This window comes from Variovorax paradoxus, assembly GCA_016806145.1.
Lineage (GTDB): Bacteria > Pseudomonadota > Gammaproteobacteria > Burkholderiales > Burkholderiaceae_C > Variovorax.
Window position 1 is genome coordinate 6,420,479 of record CP063166.1, and the last position, 26,688, is coordinate 6,447,166.

Sequence of the window (26,688 nt, forward strand, 5' to 3'; positions counted from 1 at the left end):
GGCCTTCATGCCACCGGCGGCAGGCCGAGCAGCAGCGCGACCTGCGAGGCGATGGCGCGCACCTGGTCGGCGTCGGCGCCGGTGAAGGTCAGGTGGCCCATCTTGCGGCCGCGGCGCGGCTCGATCTTGCCGTACAGGTGCAGGTGGGCGCCGGGCAGCGCGAGCACCTCGCTCCAGCGCGGCGACACCGGCGTGTCGTCGCCGGCCGAGAACCACAGGTCGCCCAGCAGGTTCAGCATGACCGCCGGGCTGTGCTGGCGCGGCATGGCCAGCGGCAGGCCGGCCAGGGTGCGCACCTGCAGCTCGAACTGCGACACGTCGCAGGCCTCCATGGTGTAGTGGCCGCTGTTGTGCGGGCGCGGCGCCATTTCGTTGACCACCAGCGAGCCGTCGGCCAGCACGAAGAACTCGACGCACAGCACGCCCACGTAGCCGAGGCCGTTGGCGATGTTCTTCGCCCCGGTGATCGCGGCCTGGGCCACGGTCTTGGGCATGTTCTGCGGATGCACCTCGGTCACGGCCAGGATGCCATCGCGGTGCAGGTTGCGCTGGGGCGGGAAGTGCACCACCTGGCCGTCGCGGCCGCGCGCCACGATCACCGAGCATTCGAAGTCCAGCGGCAGCAGCTGTTCGAGCACGCAGGGCACGCAGCCCGTGGCCTGCCAGGCATCGACCAGCTCGGCGCGCGTGCGCACGCGCTGCTGGCCCTTGCCGTCGTAGCCCAGGCGCGCGGTCTTCAGGATGCCGGGCAGCAGACGATCTTCCACCGCCGCGAGCTGGGCCGCGGTCTCGATCGCCGCATAGGGCGCGCAGGCCACGCCGCAGCGGCCGAAATGGGCCTTCTCGGCGATCCGGTCCTGCGCGATCGCGATCGCCGGGGCGGCGGGCGCCACCGGCCGCGCCACCGCGAGGTGCTCGAGGGAGGGCGCGGGCACGTTCTCGAACTCGGTGGTCACGGCGTCGGCCAGGCCGGCCAGCCGCGCGAGGCCGTCGACGTCGCCGTAGTCGGTGTGGATGTGGTGGTGGCTGACCCGGCCGGCCGGACTGTCGGCGTCGGGGTCGAGCACCGCGGTGAAGTAGCCCATGCGCTGGGCGGCATGCACGAACATGCGGCCGAGCTGGCCGCCGCCGAGCACGCCGAGCGTGGCGCCCGGAAGGATCGGCAGGTCGCCGTTGTTGCTGCTCACAGGGCACCTCCGCCTTGCGGCGAGAAAGGAGAAACCGGGGCCGGTTCCACGGGCGGCAGCGCCATCGCCTCGGCCGCGGCGGTCTGGGCCGCGCGGAAGGCGTCGAGCTTCGCGCGCAGGCCGGGGTCGTTGACCGCCAGCATCGACACCGCGAACAGCGCCGCGTTGGCCGCGCCGGCGTTGCCGATGGCGAAGGTGGCGACCGGCACGCCCTTGGGCATCTGCACGATGCTGTAGAGGGAATCGACGCCCTGCAGGTGCCGGCTGGCGACCGGCACGCCGAGTACCGGCACCGTGGTCTTGGAGGCCAGCATGCCCGGCAGGTGGGCCGCGCCCCCCGCGCCGGCAATGATCGCCGCGAGGCCGCGCCCGGCGGCGCTTTCGGCGTACGCGAAGAGCGTATCGGGCATGCGGTGGGCGGACACCACCTTCGCTTCGTGACGGATGCCGAATTGCTGGAGAATCTCGACCGCGTTGCGCATCGTCTCCCAATCGGAGTTGGAGCCCATCACCACACCGACCTGAATGGTTTCGTTCATGGTTTCAATTTTACGTTTCACCCCCAGTTGTTCCCGATGATCGACATCACTCTCGAAAATTTCCAGGACGAGCTGATCGAAGCCTCCCTCGCCCGGCCGGTGCTGCTGGACATCTGGGCCGAATGGTGCGGCCCCTGCAAACAGCTCGGGCCGGTGCTCGAAAAGCTCGAGGTGGAATACGCCGGACGCTTCACGCTGGCCAAGCTCGACGCCGACAAGGTGCCGCAGATCTCCTCGCAGCTGTCCGAGATGTTCGGCGTGCGCAGCATCCCGTTCTGCGTGATGTTCAAGGACGGCCAGCCGGTCGACGGCTTCGTCGGCGCCATCCCCGCCGAGAAGATCCGCGAGTTCCTCGACAAGCACGTGCCGGGCGCCGACGAGGCCGAGGCGGCCGCCGAGGAAGAAGCGGCGCAGGAAGCGCTGGCCGAGGGCGACACCGAGGGTGCGCTCGAGAAGCTGCAGCACGCGGTGGCCACCGACCCGGCCAACGACGATGCCCGCTTCGACTACGTGAAGCTGCTGCTGCAGCTCGGTCGCGCCGACGATGCCAAGGTGGCGTTCGCGCCGGTGATCGCCAAGGCCGCGGCGGTGCGCCGCTTCGATGCGCTGCAGCGCTGGATGGACGCCATCGACTTCGCCGCCCCGCCCACGGGCGCCGCGCCCGCGGTGGCCGAGCTCGACGCGAAGATCGCGGCCAACAAGCGCGACTTCCAGGCCCGCTTCGACCGTGCTCGCCTGCTGGTCGCCGACCAGCAGTGGACCGCCGCGATGGACGAGCTGCTCGAGATCCTGATGCGCGACAAGGCCTGGAGCGAGGAGCTCGCGCGCAAGACCTACGTGGCGATCCTCGAACTGATCGAGCCCCCCAAGGTGAAGGTGGCCGACGGCCAGATCCCGCCCGACGATCCGACCGTGGCGACCTACCGGCGCCGGCTCAGCAGCGTGGTGCTGAGCTGAGGCAAATCACGAAAAAGCGCATTTAGATGCGCAATTTCATCGAAAAGCGACTTCAGGGTCGCTTTTTTATTTGCCGGATCCAACTCAGATAGCTACTATCAATACTCATTTTTATTGAAAAGATACTTCCAATGATCGAATTGATCCAGGAACTCGAGCAGGCCCGCAAGGCCGCCGGCCTGAGCCAGGATGCGCTGGCCAAGGCCGCCGGGCTGTCGCGCATGACGGTGCAGCGCATCGAGAGCGGCCAGATCGATCCGCGGCTGTCGACCCTGCTCGAGATGGCGCGCGTGCTGGGGCTCGGGCTGATGCCCGTGCCGGCAGCGCTGCGCCCCACGCTCGAGGACTTCGTGCGCGCGGGCGGCCGGCTGCTCGGCCAGCCGGCCGGCATCGAGGCGCCGCCCTCCATCGCCCAGAGCCTCGGGCGTTGAGCACCGGCGCCGCCTTCGGCACCAGCATCCGCTACCTGCGGATGTACCTGCACGCCCCGGGCGGCGATGCCTCGCGGCGGCGCGCCATCGGCTGGCTCTCGCAGTACGGCGACATCCTGCGCGTGTCCTTCGAGCCCGGCTACGTCGACGACCCGGCGCGCCCCACGCTGTCGCTGGCCTACCGCGGCGCCGACGAGGCCGCCACGCGCGCCATCCTGGGCTCGGCGCGCGATGCGCGGGTGTCGCGCGCTGACGGCCACTGGCCCGGCTATTTCCAGAACCTGCTGCCCGAGGGCCACAACCGCGAGCGCCTCGCGCAGCAGCGCGGCTGCCGCGCCGACGACGAGTTCGAACTGCTGGCCGCCGCCGGTCACGACCTGATGGGCGCGATCGAGGTCGAGCCGGTGCCGCCGGCCGAGGGCATTCCCGACACGGTGCGGCACTGGCACACCGCGCTCGGGCTCGACGTGCTCGAGCCCGGCTTCGTCGAGCTGCCGGTGGAGGACGCGGCCGCCATCCCCGGCGTGGTGACCAAGTTCTCGGCCGTGCAGGACGGCCGGCGCTACGTCGTGCGGCGTCACGGCGCGGCCGGCTCCTTCATCCTCAAGCTGCCGACCGTGCGCCACCCCGACCTGGTCGCCAACGAGATCGCCGGCTACCGCCTGTGCGGCGCGCTCGGCCTGGACTGCGCCGAGGCCAGCGTGATCGGCCGCACCGACGCCGACCTGCCCGAGCAGCTGCCGTTCGAGCAGATCCTCGCGGTGCGTCGCTTCGACCGCACGCCCGACGGCGGACGCATCCACATGGAGGAGTTCGCGCAGGTGCTGCAGTACGAGCCGCGCCAGAAATACGGCCGCGGCCTCGCGATCGACGGGCCCGCGATGCTGCGCGTGCTCGACCGGCTGTCGCCGAAGCCCGTGGCCGACGTGCGCGAATGCGTGCGGCGCATCGTCGCCTTCATCCTGCTGGGCAACAGCGACGCGCACCTGAAGAACTGGGCGCTGCGCTATCCCGACGGCGTGGCGCCGGTGCTCGCACCGCTCTACGACCCGGTCTGCGTGGCCGCCTTCTTCGAGCAGGTGCCCGGCGGCGACTACGCGGTCAACCGCGCCATCGACGCCAGGCTGCGCGGCTTCGGCTGGCCCGCGCTCGAGGCGCTGCTGCGCGAGGCGGGGCTGCTGCGTCCCGCGCGGCTGCTGGCGATCGCGCGCGACACGGTGCGCCAGGCGCGCGCCGAATGGCCGGCGCTGCTGGCCGACGACGCCATCCCGCCGGCCGTGCGGCGCTGCGTGCAGGCGCGGCTCGATGGCGGCGTGGCACTCGCGGCCGACCTGCCGCGCTGAGCGCACCGGGGCGAAAACCCCACGGCCCCCCGGCGTTGGCGAGCCACGCCGGCTCGCATACGATCACACCGATTTCACCTTGTTGCAGATTCGTCAAAAGGACCGACCGGCCATGCGCTTTCCCGCCCGCCCTGCCGCCCTGCGCGTGCTTCCCACCCTCGCCGCCACCGCGCTCGCCGCGCTGCTGACCGCCTGCGGCAGCGGCATCAACCTCGACGAGCCGATCGAAGGCCCGGTGTGGCGCCTGGCGCAGCTGGGCGAGGAGGCGATCGCGCCGGGCAGCGACGCGCAGCTGCAGTTCGACCGCGCCAATGCCCGCGTCACCGGCTCGGGCGGCTGCAACCGCATCACGGGTTCGTACACGCGCACCGGCAGCGCACTGCGCATCGGCCAGCTCGCCGCCACCCGCATGGCCTGCGCCGACCCCGTGCGCGGCGCGACCGAGGCGCAGTTCCTCGCGGTGCTGCAGGGCACGACCAGCTACCGGCTGGCGCCCGGACGGCTGATCCTGCTCGACGCGGGCGGGCGCACGGTGGCGACGCTGAGTTCGGGGCGCTGAGCCCCCGGAACGCGCGGCGGGCCTATCGGTCGTCGACCGTGAGCTGGATGTCCTCGGTGGCCGATGCCTGGTCGGACACCGCGATGTCCACCACGCCCTTCGCGTCCGGCCTGATGTTGACGCGCACGATGTACTGGTTCGGCCCGGGTCCGATCACGATCTCGTGGTCCGCGGGTCCCTTGAGCGCGATCTTCGGCACTGCGGTCACGCCGGTCACCGTGATCGGGTAGACATCGCCCGGCTTCACCTTCGCGTCTCCGGCGGACGACAGGTTCATCGCGCTGGCCCCGCCAAAGCAGGTGCTGTTTTTTCCCACGCTCTTGCGCGCCTCGTGGAAGGCGAGCAGGCGATGGCTCAGTGGTCGGCGGAATGCATAGAGATAAGACGTGGCGGTCGCCAGCTTTACCGCGATCTGGTTGTCTCGCTCGCTCACCGGCTTCTTGGCCGACAGTAGAGCGACTCGCTTCTCCAGCACTTCGATTTTTTTGGCGGCGGCATCGGAATCCTGCTGGTGAAGTCGCGCGATCTGCCGCAGCATGGGCTCCAGATCGGGATTGCTCGAAACCTTGGCCGTAGACGAACCCGTGGCGGCCGAGTTGAAGCTGCCCCCTCCGCTTCCCGCGGCAACGCTGGCCGCAGAGACACCCACTCCCTGGCTCTCGCTGGCCGGATCGATCTTCACGGCCCGGAAGCTACCGGCGATGCCCGTGGCCTGCGACAGCAGCGAATCCGGTTCGGACACGGATCGATGGGTCGTGTTGATGCGCGCCGCGACGCGCGCGAAGACCAGGTCGCCTTCGCGCATCATGACGACGCCGCTGTTGCGCAGTTGCTCTAGCAATTGGCCACTGGAAGCGAGCGTGCGGCGCGCCCGCCCCAGGGCATCGCGTGCCTCGATGCGAACCAGCGCGTGCGGCGAGGTATCGCCGGGCGGATAGCGCAGGACGGCCTCCTCCACGCGCAGCAACCTGTCGAGTTCGTTGATGGCGCCGGACAAATGTTCGCGCTCGTCCCTCATCGCGCGGAAATCCTCCTCGCTCATACGCAGCGGCTCGATGTTCAGCATCGCGCATGTCAGGTCGCGGATGCCGTCCACATAGGCCTGCTCCTGAGCCGGGTTGATGAACCAGGTGCTGCCCGTGTACGCAGCGAGTCCGACGCCCCCCGCCAGCGCAAGGCGCGACCGGTCGCCGTTGCTGGTCACGCCGGACTTCAGCCCGCCATAGAACGCCGCGGCGGTCAGGCCGATCAGTCCCAGTTGCGTGATGGCACGCATCCTGGCCTGCGTCGACAGCGATTCGTACCACTCGCGTCGCTGATCCTTGAGCACCACGAGCGCACCGTGCAGGTCGCCGGCCAGCAGTTCGGTGTCGCCGTAGCGTTCCGCCGCCTCCTTGCCGAGTTGGCGAACAGGCGTATCCACCCGCTGGCTGCGCTGGTAGGGATCGAAGCTGCTGCAGCCGGCCAGCGAAACGGCCAGGCAGACGGTTAGGCAGACGGCCGCGCGGCGCTGCCAGCGCACCCGCGCATGATGTCGATGGTTCATCCTCGCTCCTCTGCGGCGCCTGTCAGGGCAGGCGTCCGGGCCGGATCATGGAACCGGCCGGAAGCGGGCGCATCATCTATTCAGATGACTGGAAACCGGTGGAACGTGCGCGCCATCGCCCCGAAACAGGCCGGCGCGCGAATGCCGGCGGCGCCGGCGACAGCGGCGGGAACTCGGCCCGCTCAGGCCGTCAACCGCTCCAGCGCCTCGCGGTACTTGGCGGCGGTCTTCTCGATCACCTCGGCCGGCAGGCGCGGCGCCGGCGGCGTCTTGTCCCAGGGCTTGCCGTTGATCTTGGTGGCCTCGAGCCAGTCGCGCACGAACTGCTTGTCGTAGCTCGGCGGGTTGGTGCCGGCGGCCAGCGCGGCCTCGTAGCCCTCGACCGGCCAGTAGCGCGAGCTGTCGGGCGTGAGCACCTCGTCCATCAGCACCAGCGTGCCGGCCTCGTCGAGGCCGAACTCGAACTTGGTGTCGGCAATGATCATGCCCTTGGCCAGCGCGATCTGGGCCGCGGTCTCGTAGATCGCGATGCTGGTCTCGCGGATCTGCTGCGCGAGCTTGGGGCCGACGATCTCGACCACGCGGTCGTAGCTGATGTTCTCGTCGTGCTCGCCGGCCGCGGCCTTGGCCGCGGGCGTGAAGATCGGGCGCGGCAGCTTGCTCGCGTTGGTCAGGCCCTCGGGCAGCGGCACGCCGCAGACCGCGCGCGACTCCTGGTACTCCTTCCAGCCGCTGCCGGCCAGGTAGCCGCGCACCACGGCCTCGACCGGGATCGGCTTCAGGCGCTTGACCAGCATCGAGCGGCCGGTGACCTGGGCGACTTCCTCGGGCTTGACCACGCTCTCGGGCGCGTCGCCGGTCAGGTGGTTGGGACAGAGCTGGCCGAGCCGCTCGAACCACCACAGCGCCATCTGCGTGAGGATCTCGCCCTTGCCGGGGATCGGCTCGCCCATGATCACGTCGAAGGCGCTGAGCCGGTCGCTCGCGACCATCAGGATGCGGTCCTCGCCGACCGCGTAGTTGTCGCGCACCTTCCCGCGCGCAAGCAGGGGCAGGCTCTGGATGGAGGAGGTGTGGACGGTGGTCATGGGCAGGGACAACGGACGGTGAAAAACGGGGGGACGGTGAAGCGGATTGTGCGCGCAGAAAAAAGCCACCGCGAGCGGTGGCCGGGTATTCACGGCAAGCGGCTCAGACCACTTCTTGCGCGAGCTCGCCCTTGGTGTACTTGGCGGCGACGATCTGCAGCGATTCGCCCTTGATCTTGGGCGCCTGGCCTTCGCAGCCGAACTCGATGTAGCGCTGCTTGCAGATCTGCTTGGCGGCTTCGCGCGCGGGCTTGAGCCATTCACGGGCGTCGAACTTCTCGGGGTTCTCGGCCAGGAACTTGCGCACCGCGCCGGTCATCGCGAGGCGGATGTCGGTGTCGATGTTGATCTTGCGCACGCCGTACTTGATGGCTTCCTGGATCTCCTCGACCGGCACGCCGTAGGTTTCCTTCATGTTGCCGCCGTACTTGCGAATGATCTCGAGCAGATCCTGCGGCACCGACGACGAGCCGTGCATCACCAGGTGGGTGTTGGGCAGGCGGGCGTGGATTTCCTTCACGCGCGAGATCGACAGGATGTCGCCGGTGGGCTTGCGGGTGAACTTGTAGGCGCCGTGGCTGGTGCCGATGGCGATGGCCAGCGCGTCGAGCTGCGTGGCCTTGACGAACTGGGCGGCTTCCTCGGGGTCGGTCAGCAGGGCCGAGTGGTCGAGCACGCCCTCGGCGCCGATGCCGTCTTCCTCGCCGGCCATGCCGGTCTCGAGCGAGCCCAGGCAGCCCAGCTCGCCCTCGACGGTGACGCCGACCTTGTGGGCCAGCTGCACCACCCTGCGGGTCACGTCGACGTTGTAGTCGAACGAAGCCGGCGTCTTGCCGTCTTCATGCAGCGAGCCGTCCATCATCACGGACGAGAAGCCGAGGTCGATGGCGCCCTGGCAGATGGCCGGGCTCTGGCCGTGGTCCTGGTGCATCACCAGCGGAATCTGCGGATAGGCCTCGATGGCGGCCTGGATCAGGTGCTTGATGAAGGCTTCGCCGGCGTACTTGCGGGCGCCGGCGCTGGCCTGGAGGATCACGGGCGCGCCGACTTCCTTGGCGGCTTCCATCACGGCCTGCACCTGTTCGAGGTTATTGACGTTGAAGGCCGGAATGCCGTAGCCGTTGGCGGCTGCATGGTCCAGCAGTTCGCGCATCGAGACGAGTGCCATGGGGAAATACCTCGCGGGAAATAGGGTGAGAAGACGGGGAAAAGACGAGAGAAAACTGCCGCGATTCTACCGAGGGCCCTTGTGGGACGGGACTGACGGCAACCCGAGGAACTCGACGACCGGCGGCAGCACCGGCCCGCCGAGCCACTGGATGGGCTTGCCGAAGGCGCCCATCAGCGTGACGTGGCTCAGGTTGTCGAAGAGGCGCACCTCCACCGGCACGCCCGCGGCGCGCAGCGCGGCGGCCATCGGCAGGGTGTTGCGCTCGGGGTAGACCAGGTTGTCCTTGGCCGCGGCCATCAGCAGCGTGCGCGGCGCGCCGGACGTGACGTGCGCGAGCGGCTGCGAATCGGCCGGCGTGCGGGGCCAGTCGAAGGCGACGCGGGTCTGCGGATCGCCGATGGGCAGGAAGTCGTAGGGCCCGGCCAGCCCGATCCAGCCCGCGAGCTGGCGCGGACTGGCGCCGAGTTCGCCGAGCCAGCGGCCGTCGAGCGCGACCATGGCCGCGTTGTAGCCGCCCGAGCTGTGGCCCATCACGTAGACCTGCTTCGGGTCGGCCCCGAGCTGGGCCGCGTTGTCGAGCGCCCATTTCACCACCAGCGCGCTGTCGCGCACGAACACCGGGTAGGTGTGGCGCGGCGACAGGCCGTAGTCGGGCACCACCACCACCGCGCCGCGCGCGGCCAGCGCCTCGCCGAGGAAGCGGTAGCTCTCGCGGTCGCCGGTGGTCCAGGTGCCGCCGAAGAAGAACACCACCAGCGGCCGCCGGCCGCGCGCGGGCGCCGTGGCCGGCAGCGGCTGGTAGACGTCGAGCTGCTGGCGCGGCGCCGGCCCGTAGGCGATGTCGCCCTGGAACTGGTAGGTGTCGGTGGGCACCAGGCCGTTGAGCAGCTTGATCGGCGAGCAGGCCGCGAGCACGGTGGCCGCGGCGACGCCCAGGGCGGTGGACAGGGCACGGCGCCGCCGGCGAAGCGACGCAAGAACGGGAAAGATCATCGAAGGGGTACGCGCGGGAAGGGGCGCCGGTTTCGCGGCGCAACGAAGCGCCGATTGCAACGCATGGCGCGCGCGCCGCGTGTCAGAGAGGCCGCTGTGTCGTCGACAGCACCTGCTCGGGCATGACGAAGGTCCGGATCTGGCGCACGCCCGGCGGGTCGCGCGGGCACGCCTGGGCGGCGTGCGCGCCCTCGATGCCTACAGCTTCCTGTTGCGCAACGCCCGCACTCAGCTCGCGCGGCAGATCTTCAGCATGTTGGTGCCGCCCGGCGCGCCCATCGGCTCGCCGCAGGTGATCGCGTAGACGTCGCCGCTCTGCACGATGCCGCGCTTCTTCAGATGCGCCTCGGCCTGCTCGAGCGCGGTGTCGCGGTCGCTTTCCGAATCCATCAGCAGCGGGCGCACGTTGCGGTAGAGCGCCATCTTGCGCTGAGTGGCCAGGCGCGAGGTCAGCGCGTACATCGGGATGTGGGCGCGGTGGCGGCTCATCCACAGCGGGGTCGAGCCCGACTCGGTCAGCGCGACGATGGCCTTGGCGCCCAGGTGGTGCGCGGTGAACAGCGCGCCCATGGCGATCGACTGGTCGATGCGCGCATAGGACTGGCCGCTGAAGTCGGCGTCGAGCTGCTTGTCTTCGGCTGCCTCGGCGGCTTCGCAGATGCGGCTCATCTCCTGCACGGTCTCGAGTGGGTAGCGGCCCGAGGCGGTCTCGGCCGAGAGCATCACGGCGTCGGTGCCGTCGAGCACCGCGTTCGCCACGTCGCTGACCTCGGCGCGCGTGGGCACGGGGTTGGTGATCATCGACTCCATCATCTGGGTCGCGGTGATCGCCACCTTGTCCATCTCGCGCGCCATGCGGATCATCCTCTTCTGCAGTGCCGGCACCGCGGCATTGCCGACCTCGACCGCGAGGTCGCCGCGCGCGACCATGATGCCGTCGCTGGCGCGCAGGATCTCCTCGAGCCGCGGGATCGCCTCGGCGCGCTCGATCTTCGCGATGAGCCCGGGCTTGTGGCCGTATTCGGCGGCCGCCACGTTGCACAGCTGGCGCGCCATTTCCATGTCGGTCGCGTTCTTCGGGAAGCTCACGGCCACGTAGTCGGCCTGGAAGCTCATGGCGGTCTTGATGTCCTCCATGTCCTTGGCCGTGAGCGCGGGTGCCGTGAGGCCGCCGCCCTGCTTGTTGATGCCCTTGTTGTTCGAGAGCTCGCCGCCGAGCTTGACGGTGGTGTGCACCGCCTCGCCGCGCACGGCGTCGACCACCAGCACGATCAGGCCGTCGTTGAGCAGCAGCCGGTCGCCGGCGCGCACGTCGCGCGGCAGGTCCTTGTAGTCGAGGCCCACGGCATCGATGTCGCCGGGCTCGGTGCGCGAGGCGTCGAGCACGAACTTCGCGCCCGGCTCGAGCCAGATCTTGCCCTGCGCGAACTTGCCCACGCGGATCTTCGGGCCCTGCAGGTCGGCCATGATCGCGACCTCGCGGCCGGCCTTGCGCGCCGCCTCGCGGACCATGGTGGCGCGGTCGATGTGGTCCTGCGCCGTCCCGTGGCTGAAGTTGAGCCGGACCACGCTGACCTTGTGGATGATCATCTGCTCGAGCAGCTCGGGCGTGCTCGACGCGGGGCCGAGCGTGGCGACGATCTTGGTGGCGTGGCGGGGAAGGCGGTCGGTGCTCATGGATCTATCTCCGTTTTTGTATCCGCTACTGTATACAATTTATGTGTCGCGTGGAAGACACCGCGCGGATCGATGGCATCCGCGCGCGCCTTCCGCGCTCTCAGCCCGCGGCGCGCTTGGCCAGGATCTCGAAGGCCGGCAGGGTCTTGCCCTCCAGCACCTCGAGGAAGGCGCCGCCGCCGGTCGAGATGTAGCCCACGTCCTTCTCGATGCCGTACTTGGCGATCGCCGCGAGGGTGTCGCCGCCGCCGGCGATCGAGAACGCGCTGCTCTCGGCGATCGCCTGGGCGATGGCCTTGGTGCCGCCCGCGAAGGCGTCGAACTCGAACACGCCCACCGGGCCGTTCCAGACGATGGTGCCGGCCTCGCGCAGCTGCGCGGCCAGTTGCGCGGCCGTCTTCGGGCCGATGTCGAGGATCAGGTCGTCGTCGGCCACCTCGCTGGCCGCCTTGACGGTGGCCGGCGCGTCGGCCGCGAAGGTCTTGGCCGTGACCACGTCGACCGGGATCGGCACGTCGGCGCCGCGCGCGCGCATCGATTCGATCACCGACTTGGCCTGGTCGACCAGGTCGGGCTCGGCCAGCGACTTGCCGATCTTCAGGCCGGCCGCGAGCAGGAAGGTGTTGGCGATGCCGCCGCCGACGATCAGCTGGTCGACGTTGGCCGACAGGCTCTGCAGGATGGTGAGCTTGGTGCTGACCTTGGAGCCCGCGACGATCGCCACCAGCGGCCGCTTGGGCTGGGCCAGGGCCTTGGTGATGGCGTCGATCTCGGCCGCCAGCAGTGGGCCGGCGCTCGCCACCTTGGCGAACTGCGCGATGCCGTAGGTGGTGGCTTCGGCGCGGTGCGCGGTGCCGAAGGCGTCGTTGACGTAGATGTCGGTCAGCGCGGCGAGCTTGCGCGCGAGCGCCTCGTCGTTCTTCTTCTCGCCCTTGTTGAGGCGGCAGTTCTCGAGCAGCACGACCTGGCCCGGCTTCACGTCGACGCCGTCGACCCAGTTCGCGACCAGCGGCACCTCGCGGCCCAGCAGCTCGCCCAGGCGCTTCGCGACCGGCGCCAGCGAATCCTCGGGCTTGAACTCGCCCTCGGTCGGGCGGCCCAGGTGCGAGGTGACCATCACCGCGGCACCGGCATCGAGCGCCAGCTGGATGCAGGGCACCGAGGCGCGGATGCGGGTGTCCTCGGTGATGTTGCCGGCATCGTCCTGCGGCACGTTGAGGTCGGCACGGATGAAGACGCGCTGGCCGGCGGCTTTGCCCTGGGCACAGAGGTCGGTGAATCGAAGAACGTTCATGGTCTGGATGGGATGGATACGGGTCGCCCCGCATTGTAGGTAGGGCCTCACTGCGCGACTGTGCGTCTCGTGACGCCGGCCGATGCTTTTCGGAAGGCGGTCTCAGGCCTCGCCCCGCTCGCTGGCGAAGCGCTCCAGAATCTGCACGAAGCTGGCCGCCGCGGGCGACAGCGAACGCCGCGCCGCGCCGTAGACGCAGACCTCGCGGTGGAAGTCGGGCGCCTCCAGCCGCACCATGCGCAGCCCGTGCGCCTGCACCAGCGGCGCCGAATAGGTCGGGCACACGGTCAGTCCGAGCCCCGAGGCCACCATGCCGAGCGCGGTGGTCATGTACGACACCTCCTGGGTGCCGGGGCGCTGCATCCAGGCACGCTCGGCGCTCGCGAGCTCGGGAAGCACGCGCTGACGGAAGTCGCGCGTGGGCGCGATGAAGGTGTAGGGCGCGAGCTCGGCCCAGCGCACCTTGCGCCGCCCCTCGAAGGCATGGCCGGGCGGGCAGATCAGCCAGTGGCGGTCGCGCAGCAGCGTGCGGCGCTCGATCAGCGCGGGGTCGACCTCGAGGTCCTGCCCCACGGCCAGCTCGACCTCGCCCGCGAGGATGCCGTCGAGCAGGTGCTCGGGCAGGGTGTCGGCCAGCCGCACCTCCACGTCGGGGTATTGCGCGCGATACACCGCGATCACGCGCGGCATCAGGGTGCAGGCCATGAGCTGCGGCGCGGCCAGCCGCAGCAGGCCCTTCTTCTTGTCGCGCAGCTCGGTCACGCCGGCCACCGCGCCCGCGAGGTCGCCGAGCAGCCGGTGCACCGAGGGCAGGAACTCGCGCCCGGCCTCCGACAGCAGCACGCGCCGCGTGTGGCGGTCGAGCAGCTGCACGCCCATCTCGCGTTCGAGTTCGCGCACCAGCACGCTGAGCGCCGACTGCGTCAGGTGCAGCTGCTGGGCGGCGGCGGTGAAGCTGCCGGTCTCGGCGACGGCGGCGAAGGCGCGCAGTTGGCGCAAGGTCAGATTCATATGGCTATTTCATCAATCGATGAATTAATTTCGATTGCATCATAGGTCCGGCCATCGCCCAATACCGGCTCGGACGGCCCCGATGGCCGTCCCGGAGACAAGCCCGATGCCGACCCCATCCGCCGCGCCCCCGATCCGGGGCCTGCACCATTTCGCCTGGCGCTGCCGCGACAGCGAGGAAACCCGCCGCTTCTACGAGGACCTGCTCGGCCTGCCGCTGGTGCACGTGATCAAGAGCGACCACGTGCCGAGCACCGGCGAGTACTGCCCCTACGTCCACATCTTCTTCCGGATGCGCGACGGCTCCTTCATCGCCTTCTTCGACCTCGGCGACGACATCGCCGCGCTGCCCTCGCCCAACACGCCCTCGTGGGTCAACCACATCGCGCTGCGCGTGGACGGCGTGCCCGACCTGCTGGCCGCCAAGGCCCGGCTCGAGGCCGCGGGCGTCGAGGTGCTGGGCATCACCGACCACCACATCATCGAGTCGATCTACTTCTTCGACCCCAACGGCATCCGCGTGGAACTGACCACGCCCACCGTGCCGCAGGCCGAGATGGACGCGCACGCGCTGCGCGCCCATGCCGACCTCGACGCCTGGACCGCGCGCAAGGCGCAGCTGCTGGCAGCGAAGGGCACGGCCGATGCCTGAACTGCAACTCGCCGTCATCGACGTCAAGCCCGGCGCGGCGCTCGAGAGCCAGTCGGGCCTGCAGATGCTGCGCCCGCGCATCTACGGCGCGTACCGCGCGCCCGCGGGTCCGAAGCGCATCGCGGCGATCGTGATGCATCCCACCAGCAACTTCATGGGCCACTACCTGATCGCGCCGCTGGCCGAGCGCGGCATCTGCTGCATGGGGCTCAACTCGCGCTACGTCGGCAACGACACGGTGCTGCTGATGGAACGCGCGATCCAGGACCTGGGCGCCGGCGTGCAGTACCTGCGCGCGGCCGGCTACGAGAAGGTGTTCCTGGTCGGCAACTCGGGCGGCGCCGCGCTCGCGGCCTTCTACCAGGCACAGGCCGAGCGGCTCACGGCCACGCGCTTCGCCGATGGCGACCCCACCCACCTGCACCCCGACGACCTGCCGCCGGTCGACGGCATCGCGCTGTGTGCCGCGCACCTGGGCCGCACGCGGCTGATGCGCGACTGGATCGATCCCTCGGTCACCGACGAGCACGACCCGCTGTCGGTGGACCCCGAACTCGACATGTACGACGCGCGCCACCGCGTGCCCTACGACGCCGATTTCCTCGCGCGCTTTTCCGCGGCGCAGCAGGCGCGGCTCGCGCGCATCGAGCAGTGGTGCCTCGACCGGCTCGCGCTGCTGCGCGGCACCGGGGGCGCGCCGCGCGACCAGACCTTCATCGTCTACCGCACCCACGCCGATCCGCGCTGCGTCGATCTCTCGCTCGACCCCAACGACCGCCTGCCCGGCAGCGTCTGGGGCGATGCGCGCCAGGTCAACTACTCGGCCAACGCGATGGGCCGCACCACCTCGCTCACGGCCTTCCTGTCGCAGTGGTCCTCGCGCTCGCAGGCCGACGGCCCGACCAACCTCGCGCGCACCACGGTGCCCCAGCTGCTGCTGACCTACACCGGCGACCAGTCGACCTTCCCGAGCACGCGCGATGCCTGGCTGGCCGCGGGCGGCGCGCGCATCCGCAACGTCGACATCGTCGGCGGCAACCACTACCTCGCGGGCCAGCCGGAGCTGGTGCCGCAGGCCGCCGACGCGATCGCCGAATTCGCGCATTCGCTCTAGTCACGCAGGCAAGCCATGGAAGAACAATTCGCTTTCGCGCCCGCCTACGAACTGCCGAGCTGGCCCTTCGTGCCGCCGCCCGAGCTGGCCAGCGGCCAGGTGGTGCGCCACCCGCTCGTGATCGTCGGCGCCGGCCCCTCGGGCCTCACGCTGGCCTGCGACCTCGCGCAGCGCGGCGTGCGCGCCGTGCTGCTCGACGAGGACGACACCGTCGGCGTGCGCGGCGCCTCCTCGCGCGGCATCTGCTATGCGCAGAAGAGCCTGGAGATCTTCGAGCGACTGGGCATCTTCGAGCGCATCGCGGCCAAGGGCATCACCTGGTCCTTCGGGCGCACCTTCTCGGGCGAGGAGGAGGTCTACAACTTCAACCTGCAGGCGGCCAGCGTCTCGCGGCAGCCGCCCTTCATCAACCTGCAGCAGTTCTACATCGAGTGGTTCCTGGTCGAGCGCATCCTCGAGCTCGGCCTGACCGACCTGCGCTGGAAGAGCCGCGTGACGCGCGTCGAACCGATCGCCGACGGCGTGCGCCTCGAGGTCGAGACGCCCGCGGGCCGCTACACGATCGAGGCCGACCGGCTGATCGACGCCACCGGCGCCAACAGCGCGATCCGCACCGGGCTCGGCATCGAGGCCCATGCCTCGCGCAGCACCGACCGCTGGTGCATCAGCGACGTGCGCTTTCGCAAGCCGCTGCCGACCGAGCGCTGGACCTGGGTCGACGCGCCCTTCAACGAGGGCCGCGGCGTCTGGCAGCACCTGATGGCCGACGGCGTCTGGCGCATCGACTACCAGATGCCCGAGGACTGCGACACCGCCTACATCAGCCGGCCCGAGGTGGCGGGCGCGCGGCTGCGCGAGCAGCTCGGGCCGGGCGTGGAGTTCGAGTTCGTCTGGATCGGCCCCTACGGCTACCGCGACCACCTGCTCGAGCGCTTCCGCCATGGCCGCGTGTTCTTCATCGGCGATGCCGCGCACGTGGTGAGCCCCTTCGGCGCGCGCGGCGGCAACAGCGGCATCCAGGACGCGGCCAACCTCGGCTGGAAGCTCGCACTGGTGGCGCGGGGCCAGGCCGGCGACGCGCTGCTCGACAGCTACGACGCCGAGCGCCAGCCGGCCGCGCGCGAGAACCTGCGGGTCACGAGCCGCTCGGCGCGCTTCCTCGCGCCGCGCTCGCCGGCCGAGCACACGCTGCGCCGCGCCGTGGTCGCACTGGCCGCGCGCTTTCCGTTCGCGCGCGCCCTGGTGAACACCGGGCGCATGTCGGTGGCCAACGACTACCCCGTCGCGCCGCAGCTGCCCGCGGGCGGCCGCACGGTGCAGAACCTGCCGCTGCGCCGGGCCGATGGCCGCGAGACCACGCTGATGCAGCTGCTGGCCGAGGACACGCGCTGCATCGGCCTGTGGTTCGCACCCACGGCGGATGCGGCACGGGCCGCGCTCGATGCGACGGCGGGACTGCCGCTGCGCCTGCTCGCGGTCGGCGGCACGGACCATGGCCTGCCCGCGCTGCAGCACGACGAGCGGCTCGCGGCCCATGTCGGCGCGGGCGAGCCCGGCAGCTTCGTGCTGGTGCGCCCCGATGCCTATCGCGCCCGCGTGCTCGCGCAGGCCACGCCGGAGGCCATCGCCGAAGCCGTCCGCACCGCCCTGGCCCTCCCCCTCGATCCCGCGCCATGAACACCGAACTCCGCATCCCCGATCCCGACGGCTTCTATGCCGCGCTCTTGGCCGCGCACGAAGGTCGCAGCGAGGCGCAGAGCGCCGATCTCAACGCCCGCCTCGTGCTGCTGCTGGCCAACCAGTGCGCCGACCAGGCGGTGCTGCTGGCCTGCATCCGCGCGGCCGCCGAAGAAGAACATTCCACGAGCCCCCACCCCGCATGACCGCCAACGTTTCCTTCGCCTCCGCCTCCGACACCCGCGAGCAGAAGCCGCAGCTGCGCGAGCTCGCGCCCGGCGCCTTCGGCTACATCAGCGACTTCGATCCCAACTGCGGCTTCGTGGTCGGCGACGAGCAGGTGGTGCTGATCGACACCCGCCCCACGCCGCGCATGGCGCGCGATTTCCTCGCGGCCATCCGCACGGTGACCGACAAGCCGATCAAGACCATCGTGCTGACCCACTACCACGCGGTGCGCGTGATGGGCGCGAGCGCCTTCGACGAGGTCGAGCAGATCGTCGCGAGCGCGGGCACGCTCGACTGGATCCGCACGCGCGGCCAGGCCGACTTCGATTCGGAGGTGGGCCGCTTCCCGCGCCTGTTCGCGGGCCTCGAGGAAATCCCGGGCCTGACCTGGCCGACGCTGAGCTTCCAGAACGAGATGAGCCTGTGGCTCGGCCCGCGCCCCGGCACCGGCCGCGAGCTGCGGCTGATGGCGCTGGGCCGCGGCCATTCGAGCGGCGACACCGTCGCCTGGCTGCCCGATTGCGGCCTGCTGTTCTCGGGCGACGTGGTCGAGAACCACTGCGGCGTGTACGCGGGCGATGCCTACATCGGCGACTGGGCCGGCACGCTCGACGCGGTGCGCGCGCTGCGCCCGCGCGTGCTGGTGCCGGGCCGCGGCGCGGTGCTGCAGGGCGAGGCCGCCTGCGCCGAGGCGATCGACCTGACCCAGGCCTTCCTCTCGACCCTGCTCGACAGCGTGCGCGCCGGCATCGCCGCGGGCGAGCCGCTCAAGGGCTGCTTCGCGCGCGCCGAGGCCGCGATGAAGCCGCGCTTCGGCCAGTGGCCGGTGTTCCAGCACGTGCTGCCCTTCGACGTCTCGCGCGCCTACGACGAGCTGCGCGGCATCGAGCACCCGGTGGTGTGGACCGCCGAGCGCGACCGCGAACTATGGCAGACGCTGCACGCGTAGGCCACCACGATTTCCCCTGAAGAAAAAACCACCCCGGAGACAAACCGATGAAGCGCTTCCTGCCCCTGATCGCCCCCGTGCTCGCCGCCTTCGCGCTGGCCGGCGCCAGCCTCGCGTCGGCCCAGAGCGGGCCCTATCCCAACCAGCCGATCAAGTGGCTGGTGCCCTATGCCGCGGGCGGCGGCACCGACAACATCGCGCGCCAGCTCGCCGATGCGATGCAGCCCTCGCTGGGCCAGCCGGTGGTGATCGACAACCGGCCGGGCGCCTCCACCAACATCGCGGTCGGCCTGCTGATGCAGTCGAAGCCCGATGGCTACACGATCATGCAGGCCGAGAACGCGGCGCTGCTGTTCAACGAGCACATGTTCGCCAAGCTGCCCTACAAGCCCGCGAGCGACTTCACCTACATCGGCGCCATCGGCCGCATTCCGCTGGCACTGGTGGTGCGGCCCGACTTCCAGGGCAAGACCCTCAAGGACTTCGTCGCCTACGTGAAGGCCAACGGCGACAAGACCAACTACGCCTCGCCCGGCATCGGCACGCCGCACCACATGGCGATGGAGCTGTTCAAGCAGAAGGCCGGCCTGTCGATCACGCACGTGGCCTACAAGGGCGGCGCGCCGGCGCTGCAGGACATCATGGGCGGCCAGGTGCCGATGATGATGCTCGACCTCACGGCCGCGCTGCCCTATCTCAAGACCGGCAAGCTGCGCGCGCTCGCGATCGCGCTGCCGCAGCGCGCCAAGGGCCTGCCCGACGTGCCGACCTTCGCCGAGCTCGGCTATCCGGAGGTCAACGCCTTCGCCTTCCACGGCCTGATCGGCCCGGCCGGCATGCCGCCCGAGGTGGTGAACCGGCTCAACGCCGAGCTGCACAAGGCGCTGCAGACGCCGCGCATCCAGCAGGTGTTCAGCGAATTCGGCTTCGAGGCGCTGCCCGGCACGCCGAAGGAGTTCCAGGAGATGGCGCGTTCGCAGAGCGCGTACTGGGGCCAGGTCATCAAGACTTCGGGCGTGCAGCTCGACTGAACACGCTCTTCATCCGACTGCTTTTTCTCTCTCATTCATGTCCAACGAACCATCCCCCGCTTCGACCGCGCGCGAGCGCGTCGGCTTCATCGGCCTCGGCGTCATGGGCGCGCCCATGGCCGGCCATCTGGCGCGCGCCGGCCACGCGGTCTCGGTCTACGACCTCGCGCCCGGCGCGGCGCAGCGGCTCGCCGAGTCGCAGCCCGGCATCACGGCGCGCGCCAGCCTGCGCGAGGTGGCGGCGCACAGCGACGTCATCGTGACCATGCTGCCCAACGGCCGCGTGGTGCGCGAGGTGGTGTTCGCCGACGACGGCCTGCTCGCGGGCTGGGCGCGCGGCGGCCTGCTGCTCGACACCTCCTCGGCCGAACCGTGGATCACGCGCGAGACCGCGGCGCGGCTGGCCGAAGGCGGCATCGCGATGGTCGACGCGCCGGTCTCGGGCGCGGCCTGGGGCGCGCAGGCGGCCGAGCTGGTGTTCATGGTCGGCGGCGCACAAGCCGACGTGGCGCGGGCGCGCCCGCTGCTCGATGCGATGGGCCGCGCGGTGTTCCACCTGGGCGCGCTCGGCGCCGGCCACACCATGAAGTGCCTCAACAACCTGATCACCGCCGTCACGCTCACGGCCACGGCCGAGGGGCTGGCGATCGGCACCCGCGCCGGGCTCGATCCGGCCGTGATGACCGACGTGCTCAACGAGGCCACCGGCGGCTCGTGGATCACGCGCACGCACATCCACCAGCGCGTGATCAGCCGCAGCTTCGACGATCCGTTCAAGCTCGAGCTGATGCTCAAGGATATGGGCATCGCGGTCGACCTGGCGCGCGAGCTCGGCATGCCGGCGCCGATCAGCGAGGAGGGCCGCCGGCTGTGGCAGCAGGCCGATGCGGCGCGCGGTCCCGGCGTGAGCGTGAGCGAGCTGGTGCGCTGGGTCGAGACCGAGGCCGGCACCGAGATCCGCTCGGCTACCAGCCCCAGATGAGGTGCAGCGGCAGGTACACCGCCATGCCGGCCAGCATGGTGCCGAGCACGCCGCGGCGCCAGTAGTAGTAGGCCGCACCGACCACGGTGGCGTAGATGCGCGCGTCGTGCAGCGAGGTGATCAGGTGGCCCTGCGTCATCACGATCTCGGGCGCGATCACGCCGGCCAGCGCGGCGGCCGGCGCGTAGTGCAGCGCGCGGTGCGCCCATTCGGGCAGGCCCCAGGGCCGGTCGAGGATGAAGAAGAAGCAGCGCGTGAGCACGGTGACGCCGGCGAGGCCGACGATCACGGCGAGCGTCCAGAAGTCGGTCTCGCCCTTCACTTGTCGTCCTCCGCCTCGGGGTCGAGGCCGAACTGCTTCTCGAGCCAGAAGCACAGCAGCACGGCCACGCCGATGGCGGCCACGATGTTGAGCTTGAGCGGCAGCGCATAGGCCGCGACCGCCGTGGCGCCCGCGATCAGCGCCGCGAGGATGCGCAGCCGCGTCGTGGCCATCGAGCAGACGATCGCCACCAGGCTCAGCACACCCGCGAAGCCCAGGCCCCAGCTCTGCGGGATCAGGTTGGCCAGCGCGATGCCCAGGAGGCTCATGCCCATCCAGGCGCACCAGGTCACGGCGTAGTTGCCCGTGAGGTAGGCCTCCTGCGCGAGCCGTTCCTCGTCGGTGACCGGCGGCGCCGGGTACTGCTTCGTGTACAGCGCATAGCTCATGTCGGCCGTGAGGTAGCCGTGCAGCATGCGGCGCCAGCGCGGCATGTGCATCAGGTAGGGCCGCAGGTGCAGGCTGAAGACCACGAAGCGCAGATTGACGCAGAAGCCGGTCGCCAGGATCACCCAGGCCGGCGCGCCCGCGAACAGCAGCGGAATGGCCGCGAGCTGCGAGCTGCCCGCGTAGACCAGCAGGGTCATCGCCACGGCCTCGAGCACGCTCATGTTCGACTTGACCATGGCCACGCCGGTCATCAGGCCCCAGGCGCCGATGCCCAGCGCCACGGGGGTCATGTCGCGCACGCCCACGCGGAACTGCGGGCGGCGCCGGATGGCGGCCGACAGGAACATCAGGCGCTCACCCGAACACCTGGCCGGTCTTGAGGTCGAAACCGCGCAGGAAATCGGCGACACCCAGGCGCTTGCCGCCCGGGCGCTGGAGCTCGGTGACGGTCACAACCGCGTCGGCGGCCGCCACCGCGATGCCGTCGCCGGTCACCGCGAGGATGGTGCCGGGCGCGTCGGAGACCGTGCCGGACACGGCATGCGCGGCCCAGAGCTTGATGGTCTCGTTCTCGAGCGGGCTGTTGGCGCCGGGGAAGGGATCGAAGGCGCGGATGCGGCGCACGATCTCGGCGGCGGGCCGCTGCCAGTCGATCAGCGCTTCCTGCTTCTCGACCTTGTTGGCGTAGGTCACGCCCTCGGCCGGCTGCGGCGTGCGCACCAGCCGGCCCTCGGCGGCACCGGCCAGCGCCGCGACGATCATGCGGCCGCCGAGCGCGGCCAGCCGGTCGTGCAGGCGGGCGGTGTTGTCCTCGCCGATCTCGAGCGCCTCGACCGACAGCATGTCGCCGGTGTCGAGGCCGGCGTCCATCTGCATGATCGTGATGCCGGTGCGCGCGTCGCCGGCCTCGATGGCGCGGTGGATCGGCGCGGCGCCGCGCCAGCGCGGCAGCAGGCTGGCGTGGATGTTGAGGCAGCCCAGGCGCGGCAGGTCGAGCACCCACTGCGGCAGGATCAGGCCGTAGGCCGCGACCACCATCACGTCGGCATGCGCCGCGAGCAGGGCCTCGCGCGCGGCGGCGGCCTCGTCGGGGTACTTGCCGTCCAGCCGCAGGCTGCGCGGCTGCGCCACGGGCCAGCCGTTGGCCAGCGCGCACTGCTTGACCGGCGAGGCCTGCAGCTTCATGCCGCGGCCGGCCGGGCGGTCGGGCTGGGTCAGCACCAGCGCCACATCGTGGCCGGCGGCCGCGATGGCCTCCAGCGCGACGCGCGCGAACTCGGGCGTGCCCGCGAAAACGACGCGCAGCGGGCTCACCAGCGCAGCCGATCGATGTCGAGGTCGTCGCCCGTGTGATAGCGCCGCACCACGCCGGCGGGGTCGATGTAGATGTGGAGCAGGCGGCGCTCGTTCACCGCCTTGTAGCGCCAGGTCCAGACGTTGCCGTCGAAGGAGGTCACGCGGCGGATCTCGTAGGGGCGGCCGTAGAAGGCCATGACGTCGTTCTGGCGCCACTTGTCGACCTGGATGTCATGGTCGAAGCGGCGCTCGTCGAGCACCTGGGTCACCGAGACCACCTTGCCGGCGGCGTCGACGTCGATGTCGGTGACCTCGAAGCCGGCCGGCGTGCGCGAGTACTGCAGCCGTTCGCCGCCGCCGTTCAGCGGATAGCGGCCCGTGGGCTCGCCCAGGCGCTGCAGGGTTTCGGCGGCCGAGGTGCCGGGGACGATGCGGGTGGGTTCGCTGGCGCAGCCGGCGAGCGCCAGCAGGACGGCGGCGCAGAGAAGGGGCAGGCGGGTCGAGGCACCGACGCGCATCGGTCAGGCCCTGCCTTCGCGCACGTCCTCGCGCTGCTGCTTGAGCAGCTTGCTCTTGATGCGGTTGCGCTTGAGCGGCGACAGGTATTCGACGAAGACCTTGCCCAGCAGGTGGTCGAGCTCGTGCTGGATGCACACGGCCAGGAGGCCGTCGGCCTCGAGGCTGCGCAGCTCGCCGTCGAGGTCGAGCGCCTGCACCTTGACCGAGGTCGAACGCTCGACGCCGTCGTAGATGCCGGGCACCGAGAGGCAGCCTTCCTCGTTGACGATCTTGTCGTCGCTGGCCCAGGTGATCTCGGGGTTGATCAGCACCAGCGGCTGGTCGCGCTCTTCCGACACGTCGATGACCACGACCCGTTCATGCACGTTGACCTGGGTGGCGGCCAGGCCGATGCCGTTGGCGTCGTACATGGTCTCGAGCATGTCGGCGACCAGGGCCTTGATGCGCGCGTCCACGCCCTGCACGGGCTTGGCCACCGTGTGCAGGCGCTTGTCCGGGTAACTCAGAATGATTCGTTTGGCCATGAAATCGGGGGGAAGTTGTGGCTATTTTCGCCAATTCGGCGGCTCCAGGCCGCGCGTTTGCCGGATAAACGTTGCCCTTCCGGGGGCTTGGCGCCAGAATTCGTAGCAAATTGTGAGATTCGTATGCGCCGCGATACGTCGCGCGCTCACCCATCCAGACATGAAAAAGCTCCCAATCCCGGCCCGACGCCCGAACCTCTCCGCCTCCCTGGCAGCCCTCGCGGTCGTTGCGGCGGGTGGCGTCGGCACCACGGCCTGGGCGCAGAATTATCCGATCACCCCGCAGCAGCGCGCCACGGCCCAGCAGACCGCCCAGGCCGGCGTGCCGCTGAGCGAGCTGGCGCCCAACGCGCCCGACGAGTACACGGTCAAGCCCGGCGACACGCTCTGGGCCATCTCGCGCCTGTACCTGCTGCGCCCCTGGCGCTGGCCCGAGCTCTGGGGCATGAACATCAACGAGATCGCGAACCCGCATCGCATCTACCCGGGCCAGGTGCTCTACCTCGACAAGAGCGGCGGCCGCGCCCGCCTCACCACGCGCCGCGGCGCCGGCGGCGGCGAGGGCGGCACCATCAAGCTGACGCCGCGCACCCGCTTCGACTCGCTGGCCGGCATGGCGCTGCCCACGCTCAACCCGAGCCTGATCGAGCCCTTCCTCAGCGAACCGATCGTGGTCGACGAGAACACGCTGCAGGCCGCGCCGCGCATCGTGGCCGGCAACGACAGCCGCGTGCTGCTGTCGCGCGGCGACCGCGCCTACGCGCGCGGCGAGAAAGATACGCCGCTGGTCGAGGTCCCGGGCCCGCTGCAGCACTACCGCGTGTTCCGCAGCGCCACGCCGCTCAAGGACCCCGGCACCGGCGAGATCCTCGGCTACGAAGCCCAGTACCTGGGCAAGGTCCGGCTGCAGCGTGGCGAATCGACCACGGTCGAGACCAAGGACGACAAGGACTACATCACGGTCGTGCCCGCCACCGTCGACGTGATCGCGGCGCGCGAGGAAATCCGCGCCGGCGACCGCCTGCTGCCCGAGCCGCCGCGCCAGCTGCTGAGCTACGCGCCGCGCGCGCCGTCCACGCAGGTCGAGGGCCGCATCGTGTCGGTCTACGGCAACGCGGTGCAGTTCGCGGCGCAGAACCAGGTGGTGGCCATCAACAAGGGCACGCGCGACGGCATCGACAGCGGCCACGTGCTGGCGATCCTCAAGAACGGCGAGACCATCCTCGACCGCACCGGCGAGAAGAAGGAAACCATCAAGCTGCCGAACGAACGCATCGGCCTGCTGATGGTGTTCCGCCCCTTCGAGAAGGTCTCGTACGCGCTGGTGCTCGAAATCAACGACACCCCGCGCGCCGGCGACTTCATCGTCAACCCCTGACCCACCCGGTTCCCGCGTGGACCGCGCAGAACTCGCGGGCTGGCTGCGGCTGTCGATGACGCCGGGCATCGGCGACGGCACCGCCCGTCGCCTGCTGGCCGCGTTCGGCCTGCCGGCAGACGTCTTCGGCCAGACCGAGGCCGCGCTGCAGCAGGTGGTGAGCGAAGCGCAGGCCGCGGCGCTGCGGCAGATGCCGGCCAACCTGCAGGCGCTGATCGACCAGACCCAGCTGTGGCTGCGCCAGCGCGAGGACGGCCCGGATGCGGTGGTGCGCCGCATCGTCACGCTCGGCGACCCCGGCTATCCGCGCTCGCTGCTCGAGACCGCCGACCCGCCACTGATGCTGCACGTGCTGGGCGCCGAAGCCTTCGACCTGACCCAGCTCGACCACAGCCTCGCCGTGGTCGGCAGCCGCAACCCGACGCCGCAGGGCGCCTCGAACGCGCGCGCCTTTGGCCGCGCGCTCGGCGAGGCCGGCCTGCCGGTGATCTCGGGCCTGGCGCTCGGCGTGGACGGCGCCGCGCACCAGGGTGCGCTCGATGCGGCCGATGCCGCGGGCGCCGGGCCGCGGCTGGCCACGGTGGCGGTGGTCGGTACCGGACTCGACCGCGTCTATCCGGCGCGGCATCGCGAGCTCGCGCAGCGCATCACGCAGCAGGGCCTGATCGTCAGCGAGTTCCTGCTCGGCACGCCGCCGCTCACGCAGAACTTTCCGAAGCGCAACCGGCTGATCGCAGGACTCGCGCGCGGCACGCTGGTGGTCGAGGCGGCGCTCGCCTCGGGCTCGCTGATCACGGCGCGGCTCACCTCCGAACAGGGCAAGGACGTGTTCGCGATCCCCGGCTCGATCCACTCGCCACAGTCGCGCGGCTGCCACGCACTGATCCGCCAGGGCGCGAAGCTGGTCGAGTCGGTGGCCGACATCCTCGAGGAATTGCAGCCCGTGGCGCGGCAGCCGTCGCCCGACACCTTCACGCCATGGAACGGCGACACGACCCACGGGGATCCGTTGCTCGAGGCGCTGGGTTTCGATCCGGTGAGTCTCGATGCGCTCGGCGCGCGCACCGGCTGGAGTGCCGCGGCGCTGCAGGCCCGCATGCTCGAGCTCGAGCTCGATGGCCGCGTGGCGCGCCTGCCGGGCGGGCTGTTCCAGCGCATGGGCGCGGCCTGAACGCACGACGGCGCACGGCCGCGCACCACCCGCCACCGTCGCGCACGGCCTCGCGAGCGGCCATCGGTGTTTACGCCGATCCTTGCATTTGCACCACGCGTCGCGCCGCATCCATCGTCGTGGGCTATATTGGGCCCATGTTCGAAGTGCTCGTGTTCGTCTACGAAAACTACTGGCGCAGCGATGCCTGCCCTGAACCCGAACAATTGAGCCGCAAGCTCAGCGCCCACGGCTTCGAGGCCGAGGAGATACGCGATGCCTTGCAATGGCTCGATGGCCTGAGCCTCGCCACGCAGGGCGTGCAGCTCACGCGCAACGACGAGGAGGGCAGCGTCACCGTCGCGCCTCGCCGCGCCACCGAGGCCACGATGCCGCAGTCACCCGATTCGATGCGCGTGTACTCGCAATCCGAGCAGGAGCACCTGGGCGCCGAATGCCTGGGCTTCATCCAGTTCCTCGAAGGCTCGAACGTGCTGCCTTGCGACATGCGCGAGATCGTGGTCGAGCGCGCGATGGCCGCGCCCGGCGCGCCGGTGGCGCTCGACGAGCTCAAGATCATCGTGCTGATGGTGCACTGGAGCACCGGTATCGAGCCCGATGCGCTGGTGCTCGACGAGCTCTGCGAGAGCCACGAAGGCCGGCTCGCGCACTGAGCCTTT

The 26,688-nt window shown here is 70.4% G+C and carries 28 protein-coding genes; 14 read left to right on the forward strand and 14 right to left on the reverse strand.

Annotated features, from left to right (window positions below; genetic code table 11):
* Positions 1-5: 5 nt before the first annotated feature.
* Both INQ48_30070 and purE read right to left on the reverse strand, forming a co-directional pair.
* The gene (locus INQ48_30070; GenBank protein ID QRF57482.1) at positions 6-1,187 is read right to left on the reverse strand and encodes a 5-(carboxyamino)imidazole ribonucleotide synthase; all 1,182 of its coding nucleotides are present in this window, start codon (positions 1,185-1,187) and stop codon (positions 6-8) included.
* Complete coding sequence (gene purE, locus INQ48_30075; GenBank protein ID QRF57483.1) at positions 1,184-1,726, reverse strand: 5-(carboxyamino)imidazole ribonucleotide mutase; 543 nt, start codon at positions 1,724-1,726, stop codon at positions 1,184-1,186. Before purE ends, INQ48_30070 begins: the two co-directional genes overlap by 4 nt.
* A gap of 36 nt (positions 1,727-1,762) precedes the next feature.
* Here purE and INQ48_30080 point away from each other — a divergent pair, with 36 nt between their 5' ends.
* From INQ48_30080 to INQ48_30095, 4 genes are all read left to right on the forward strand, one after another.
* Entirely contained in the window at positions 1,763-2,683 is a 921-nt protein-coding gene (locus INQ48_30080) for a tetratricopeptide repeat protein (GenBank protein QRF57484.1), read from the forward strand.
* 131 nt (positions 2,684-2,814) lie between these two features.
* Positions 2,815-3,114, forward strand: a complete 300-nt coding sequence (locus INQ48_30085; GenBank protein QRF57485.1) for a helix-turn-helix transcriptional regulator — start codon at positions 2,815-2,817, stop codon at positions 3,112-3,114.
* 41 nt (positions 3,115-3,155) lie between these two features.
* Entirely contained in the window at positions 3,156-4,457 is a 1,302-nt protein-coding gene (locus tag INQ48_30090) for a type II toxin-antitoxin system HipA family toxin (GenBank protein QRF60957.1), read from the forward strand.
* Between the two features lie 112 nt (positions 4,458-4,569).
* Complete coding sequence (locus INQ48_30095) at positions 4,570-5,016, forward strand: META domain-containing protein (protein QRF57486.1); 447 nt, start codon at positions 4,570-4,572, stop codon at positions 5,014-5,016.
* Between the two features lie 22 nt (positions 5,017-5,038).
* On the opposite strand, the gene INQ48_30100 is transcribed toward INQ48_30095, so the two are convergent.
* The 7 genes from INQ48_30100 to INQ48_30130 form a co-directional block, all read right to left on the reverse strand.
* Positions 5,039-6,562 (reverse strand): hypothetical protein, encoded by a 1,524-nt coding sequence (locus INQ48_30100; GenBank protein QRF57487.1) that lies wholly within the window; start codon positions 6,560-6,562, stop codon positions 5,039-5,041.
* 182 nt (positions 6,563-6,744) lie between these two features.
* A complete protein-coding gene (locus tag INQ48_30105; GenBank protein QRF57488.1) occupies positions 6,745-7,650 on the reverse strand; it encodes a phosphoribosylaminoimidazolesuccinocarboxamide synthase in 906 nt (301 codons plus the stop codon).
* 103 nt (positions 7,651-7,753) lie between these two features.
* Entirely contained in the window at positions 7,754-8,818 is a 1,065-nt protein-coding gene (locus INQ48_30110) for a fructose-bisphosphate aldolase class II (GenBank protein QRF57489.1), read from the reverse strand.
* Between the two features lie 66 nt (positions 8,819-8,884).
* Positions 8,885-9,814 carry an alpha/beta hydrolase gene (locus INQ48_30115; GenBank protein QRF57490.1) on the reverse strand — a complete coding sequence of 310 codons (930 nt, stop codon included), beginning with the start codon at positions 9,812-9,814 and terminating at the stop codon, positions 8,885-8,887.
* A 228-nt stretch (positions 9,815-10,042) separates the two neighbouring features.
* On the reverse strand, positions 10,043-11,491 hold the full coding sequence (gene pyk / locus INQ48_30120; GenBank protein ID QRF57491.1) for a pyruvate kinase: 1,449 nt from the start codon (positions 11,489-11,491) through the stop codon (positions 10,043-10,045).
* 100 nt (positions 11,492-11,591) lie between these two features.
* A complete protein-coding gene (locus INQ48_30125) occupies positions 11,592-12,785 on the reverse strand; it encodes a phosphoglycerate kinase (protein QRF57492.1) in 1,194 nt (397 codons plus the stop codon).
* 102 nt (positions 12,786-12,887) lie between these two features.
* Positions 12,888-13,796 carry a LysR family transcriptional regulator gene (locus INQ48_30130; GenBank protein QRF57493.1) on the reverse strand — a complete coding sequence of 303 codons (909 nt, stop codon included), beginning with the start codon at positions 13,794-13,796 and terminating at the stop codon, positions 12,888-12,890.
* 106 nt (positions 13,797-13,902) lie between these two features.
* Between INQ48_30130 and INQ48_30135 the strand changes: the two genes are divergently transcribed.
* Genes INQ48_30135 through INQ48_30165 form a run of 7 tightly spaced genes read left to right on the forward strand, consistent with a single transcriptional unit; the run spans position 13,903 to position 20,429 of the window.
* Complete coding sequence (locus INQ48_30135; GenBank protein ID QRF57494.1) at positions 13,903-14,448, forward strand: VOC family protein; 546 nt, start codon at positions 13,903-13,905, stop codon at positions 14,446-14,448.
* Complete coding sequence (locus tag INQ48_30140; protein ID QRF57495.1) at positions 14,441-15,562, forward strand: alpha/beta hydrolase; 1,122 nt, start codon at positions 14,441-14,443, stop codon at positions 15,560-15,562. The genes INQ48_30135 and INQ48_30140 overlap by 8 nt, the downstream gene beginning before the upstream one ends.
* A 15-nt stretch (positions 15,563-15,577) precedes the next feature.
* Positions 15,578-17,239, forward strand: coding sequence for an FAD-dependent monooxygenase (locus INQ48_30145; protein QRF57496.1), 1,662 nt, complete (start codon positions 15,578-15,580; stop codon positions 17,237-17,239).
* Complete coding sequence (locus INQ48_30150) at positions 17,236-17,445, forward strand: DUF2783 domain-containing protein (GenBank protein ID QRF57497.1); 210 nt, start codon at positions 17,236-17,238, stop codon at positions 17,443-17,445. Before INQ48_30145 ends, INQ48_30150 begins: the two co-directional genes overlap by 4 nt.
* Entirely contained in the window at positions 17,442-18,416 is a 975-nt protein-coding gene (locus INQ48_30155; GenBank protein QRF57498.1) for an MBL fold metallo-hydrolase, read from the forward strand. Before INQ48_30150 ends, INQ48_30155 begins: the two co-directional genes overlap by 4 nt.
* Positions 18,417-18,463: 47 nt before the next feature.
* A complete protein-coding gene (locus INQ48_30160) occupies positions 18,464-19,447 on the forward strand; it encodes a tripartite tricarboxylate transporter substrate binding protein (GenBank protein ID QRF57499.1) in 984 nt (327 codons plus the stop codon).
* Between the two features lie 37 nt (positions 19,448-19,484).
* On the forward strand, positions 19,485-20,429 hold the full coding sequence (locus INQ48_30165; GenBank protein ID QRF57500.1) for an NAD(P)-dependent oxidoreductase: 945 nt from the start codon (positions 19,485-19,487) through the stop codon (positions 20,427-20,429).
* Here the strand turns inward: INQ48_30165 and INQ48_30170 are convergent.
* The 5 genes from INQ48_30170 to INQ48_30190 are packed head-to-tail and all read right to left on the reverse strand — an operon-like array spanning position 20,413 to position 23,480.
* Positions 20,413-20,751, reverse strand: a complete 339-nt coding sequence (locus tag INQ48_30170; protein QRF57501.1) for an AzlD domain-containing protein — start codon at positions 20,749-20,751, stop codon at positions 20,413-20,415. The genes INQ48_30165 and INQ48_30170 overlap by 17 nt on opposite strands.
* On the reverse strand, positions 20,748-21,488 hold the full coding sequence (locus INQ48_30175; GenBank protein QRF57502.1) for an AzlC family ABC transporter permease: 741 nt from the start codon (positions 21,486-21,488) through the stop codon (positions 20,748-20,750). Before INQ48_30175 ends, INQ48_30170 begins: the two co-directional genes overlap by 4 nt.
* A gap of 7 nt (positions 21,489-21,495) precedes the next feature.
* The gene (locus tag INQ48_30180) at positions 21,496-22,455 is read right to left on the reverse strand and encodes a methionyl-tRNA formyltransferase (protein QRF57503.1); all 960 of its coding nucleotides are present in this window, start codon (positions 22,453-22,455) and stop codon (positions 21,496-21,498) included.
* Positions 22,452-22,955: a hypothetical protein gene (locus INQ48_30185; GenBank protein QRF57504.1), complete on the reverse strand. Its 504-nt coding sequence runs from the start codon at positions 22,953-22,955 to the stop codon at positions 22,452-22,454. Before INQ48_30185 ends, INQ48_30180 begins: the two co-directional genes overlap by 4 nt.
* Before the next feature lie 3 nt (positions 22,956-22,958).
* Complete coding sequence (locus INQ48_30190; protein ID QRF57505.1) at positions 22,959-23,480, reverse strand: peptide deformylase; 522 nt, start codon at positions 23,478-23,480, stop codon at positions 22,959-22,961.
* A gap of 160 nt (positions 23,481-23,640) precedes the next feature.
* On the opposite strand from INQ48_30190, the gene INQ48_30195 reads away from it, so the two are divergent.
* From INQ48_30195 to INQ48_30205, 3 genes are all read left to right on the forward strand, one after another.
* On the forward strand, positions 23,641-24,858 hold the full coding sequence (locus INQ48_30195) for a LysM peptidoglycan-binding domain-containing protein (GenBank protein QRF57506.1): 1,218 nt from the start codon (positions 23,641-23,643) through the stop codon (positions 24,856-24,858).
* 16 nt (positions 24,859-24,874) lie between these two features.
* Positions 24,875-26,029 (forward strand): DNA-protecting protein DprA, encoded by a 1,155-nt coding sequence (gene dprA, locus INQ48_30200; GenBank protein QRF57507.1) that lies wholly within the window; start codon positions 24,875-24,877, stop codon positions 26,027-26,029.
* 137 nt (positions 26,030-26,166) lie between these two features.
* The gene (locus INQ48_30205; GenBank protein QRF57508.1) at positions 26,167-26,682 is read left to right on the forward strand and encodes a DUF494 domain-containing protein; all 516 of its coding nucleotides are present in this window, start codon (positions 26,167-26,169) and stop codon (positions 26,680-26,682) included.
* The last annotated feature ends 6 nt before the right edge of the window (positions 26,683-26,688 follow it).

Excerpts from the sequence above, each read along its gene's own strand:
- purE (QRF57483.1), bottom strand. The coding sequence starts at position 1,726 with ATGAACGAAACCATTCAGGTCGGTGTGGTGATGGGCTCCAACTCCGAT.
- INQ48_30080 (QRF57484.1), top strand. The coding sequence starts at position 1,763 with ATGATCGACATCACTCTCGAAAATTTCCAGGACGAGCTGATCGAAGCC.
- INQ48_30085 (QRF57485.1), top strand. The coding sequence starts at position 2,815 with ATGATCGAATTGATCCAGGAACTCGAGCAGGCCCGCAAGGCCGCCGGC.
- INQ48_30090 (QRF60957.1), top strand. The coding sequence starts at position 3,156 with ATGTACCTGCACGCCCCGGGCGGCGATGCCTCGCGGCGGCGCGCCATC.
- INQ48_30095 (QRF57486.1), top strand. The coding sequence starts at position 4,570 with ATGCGCTTTCCCGCCCGCCCTGCCGCCCTGCGCGTGCTTCCCACCCTC.
- INQ48_30100 (QRF57487.1), bottom strand. The coding sequence starts at position 6,562 with ATGAACCATCGACATCATGCGCGGGTGCGCTGGCAGCGCCGCGCGGCC.
- INQ48_30105 (QRF57488.1), bottom strand. The coding sequence starts at position 7,650 with ATGACCACCGTCCACACCTCCTCCATCCAGAGCCTGCCCCTGCTTGCG.
- INQ48_30110 (QRF57489.1), bottom strand. The coding sequence starts at position 8,818 with ATGGCACTCGTCTCGATGCGCGAACTGCTGGACCATGCAGCCGCCAAC.
- INQ48_30115 (QRF57490.1), bottom strand. The coding sequence starts at position 9,814 with ATGATCTTTCCCGTTCTTGCGTCGCTTCGCCGGCGGCGCCGTGCCCTG.
- pyk (QRF57491.1), bottom strand. The coding sequence starts at position 11,491 with ATGAGCACCGACCGCCTTCCCCGCCACGCCACCAAGATCGTCGCCACG.
- INQ48_30125 (QRF57492.1), bottom strand. The coding sequence starts at position 12,785 with ATGAACGTTCTTCGATTCACCGACCTCTGTGCCCAGGGCAAAGCCGCC.
- INQ48_30130 (QRF57493.1), bottom strand. The coding sequence starts at position 13,796 with ATGAATCTGACCTTGCGCCAACTGCGCGCCTTCGCCGCCGTCGCCGAG.
- INQ48_30135 (QRF57494.1), top strand. The coding sequence starts at position 13,903 with ATGCCGACCCCATCCGCCGCGCCCCCGATCCGGGGCCTGCACCATTTC.
- INQ48_30140 (QRF57495.1), top strand. The coding sequence starts at position 14,441 with ATGCCTGAACTGCAACTCGCCGTCATCGACGTCAAGCCCGGCGCGGCG.
- INQ48_30145 (QRF57496.1), top strand. The coding sequence starts at position 15,578 with ATGGAAGAACAATTCGCTTTCGCGCCCGCCTACGAACTGCCGAGCTGG.
- INQ48_30150 (QRF57497.1), top strand. The coding sequence starts at position 17,236 with ATGAACACCGAACTCCGCATCCCCGATCCCGACGGCTTCTATGCCGCG.
- INQ48_30155 (QRF57498.1), top strand. The coding sequence starts at position 17,442 with ATGACCGCCAACGTTTCCTTCGCCTCCGCCTCCGACACCCGCGAGCAG.
- INQ48_30160 (QRF57499.1), top strand. The coding sequence starts at position 18,464 with ATGAAGCGCTTCCTGCCCCTGATCGCCCCCGTGCTCGCCGCCTTCGCG.
- INQ48_30165 (QRF57500.1), top strand. The coding sequence starts at position 19,485 with ATGTCCAACGAACCATCCCCCGCTTCGACCGCGCGCGAGCGCGTCGGC.
- INQ48_30175 (QRF57502.1), bottom strand. The coding sequence starts at position 21,488 with ATGTTCCTGTCGGCCGCCATCCGGCGCCGCCCGCAGTTCCGCGTGGGC.
- INQ48_30185 (QRF57504.1), bottom strand. The coding sequence starts at position 22,955 with ATGCGCGTCGGTGCCTCGACCCGCCTGCCCCTTCTCTGCGCCGCCGTC.
- INQ48_30190 (QRF57505.1), bottom strand. The coding sequence starts at position 23,480 with ATGGCCAAACGAATCATTCTGAGTTACCCGGACAAGCGCCTGCACACG.
- INQ48_30195 (QRF57506.1), top strand. The coding sequence starts at position 23,641 with ATGAAAAAGCTCCCAATCCCGGCCCGACGCCCGAACCTCTCCGCCTCC.
- INQ48_30205 (QRF57508.1), top strand. The coding sequence starts at position 26,167 with ATGTTCGAAGTGCTCGTGTTCGTCTACGAAAACTACTGGCGCAGCGAT.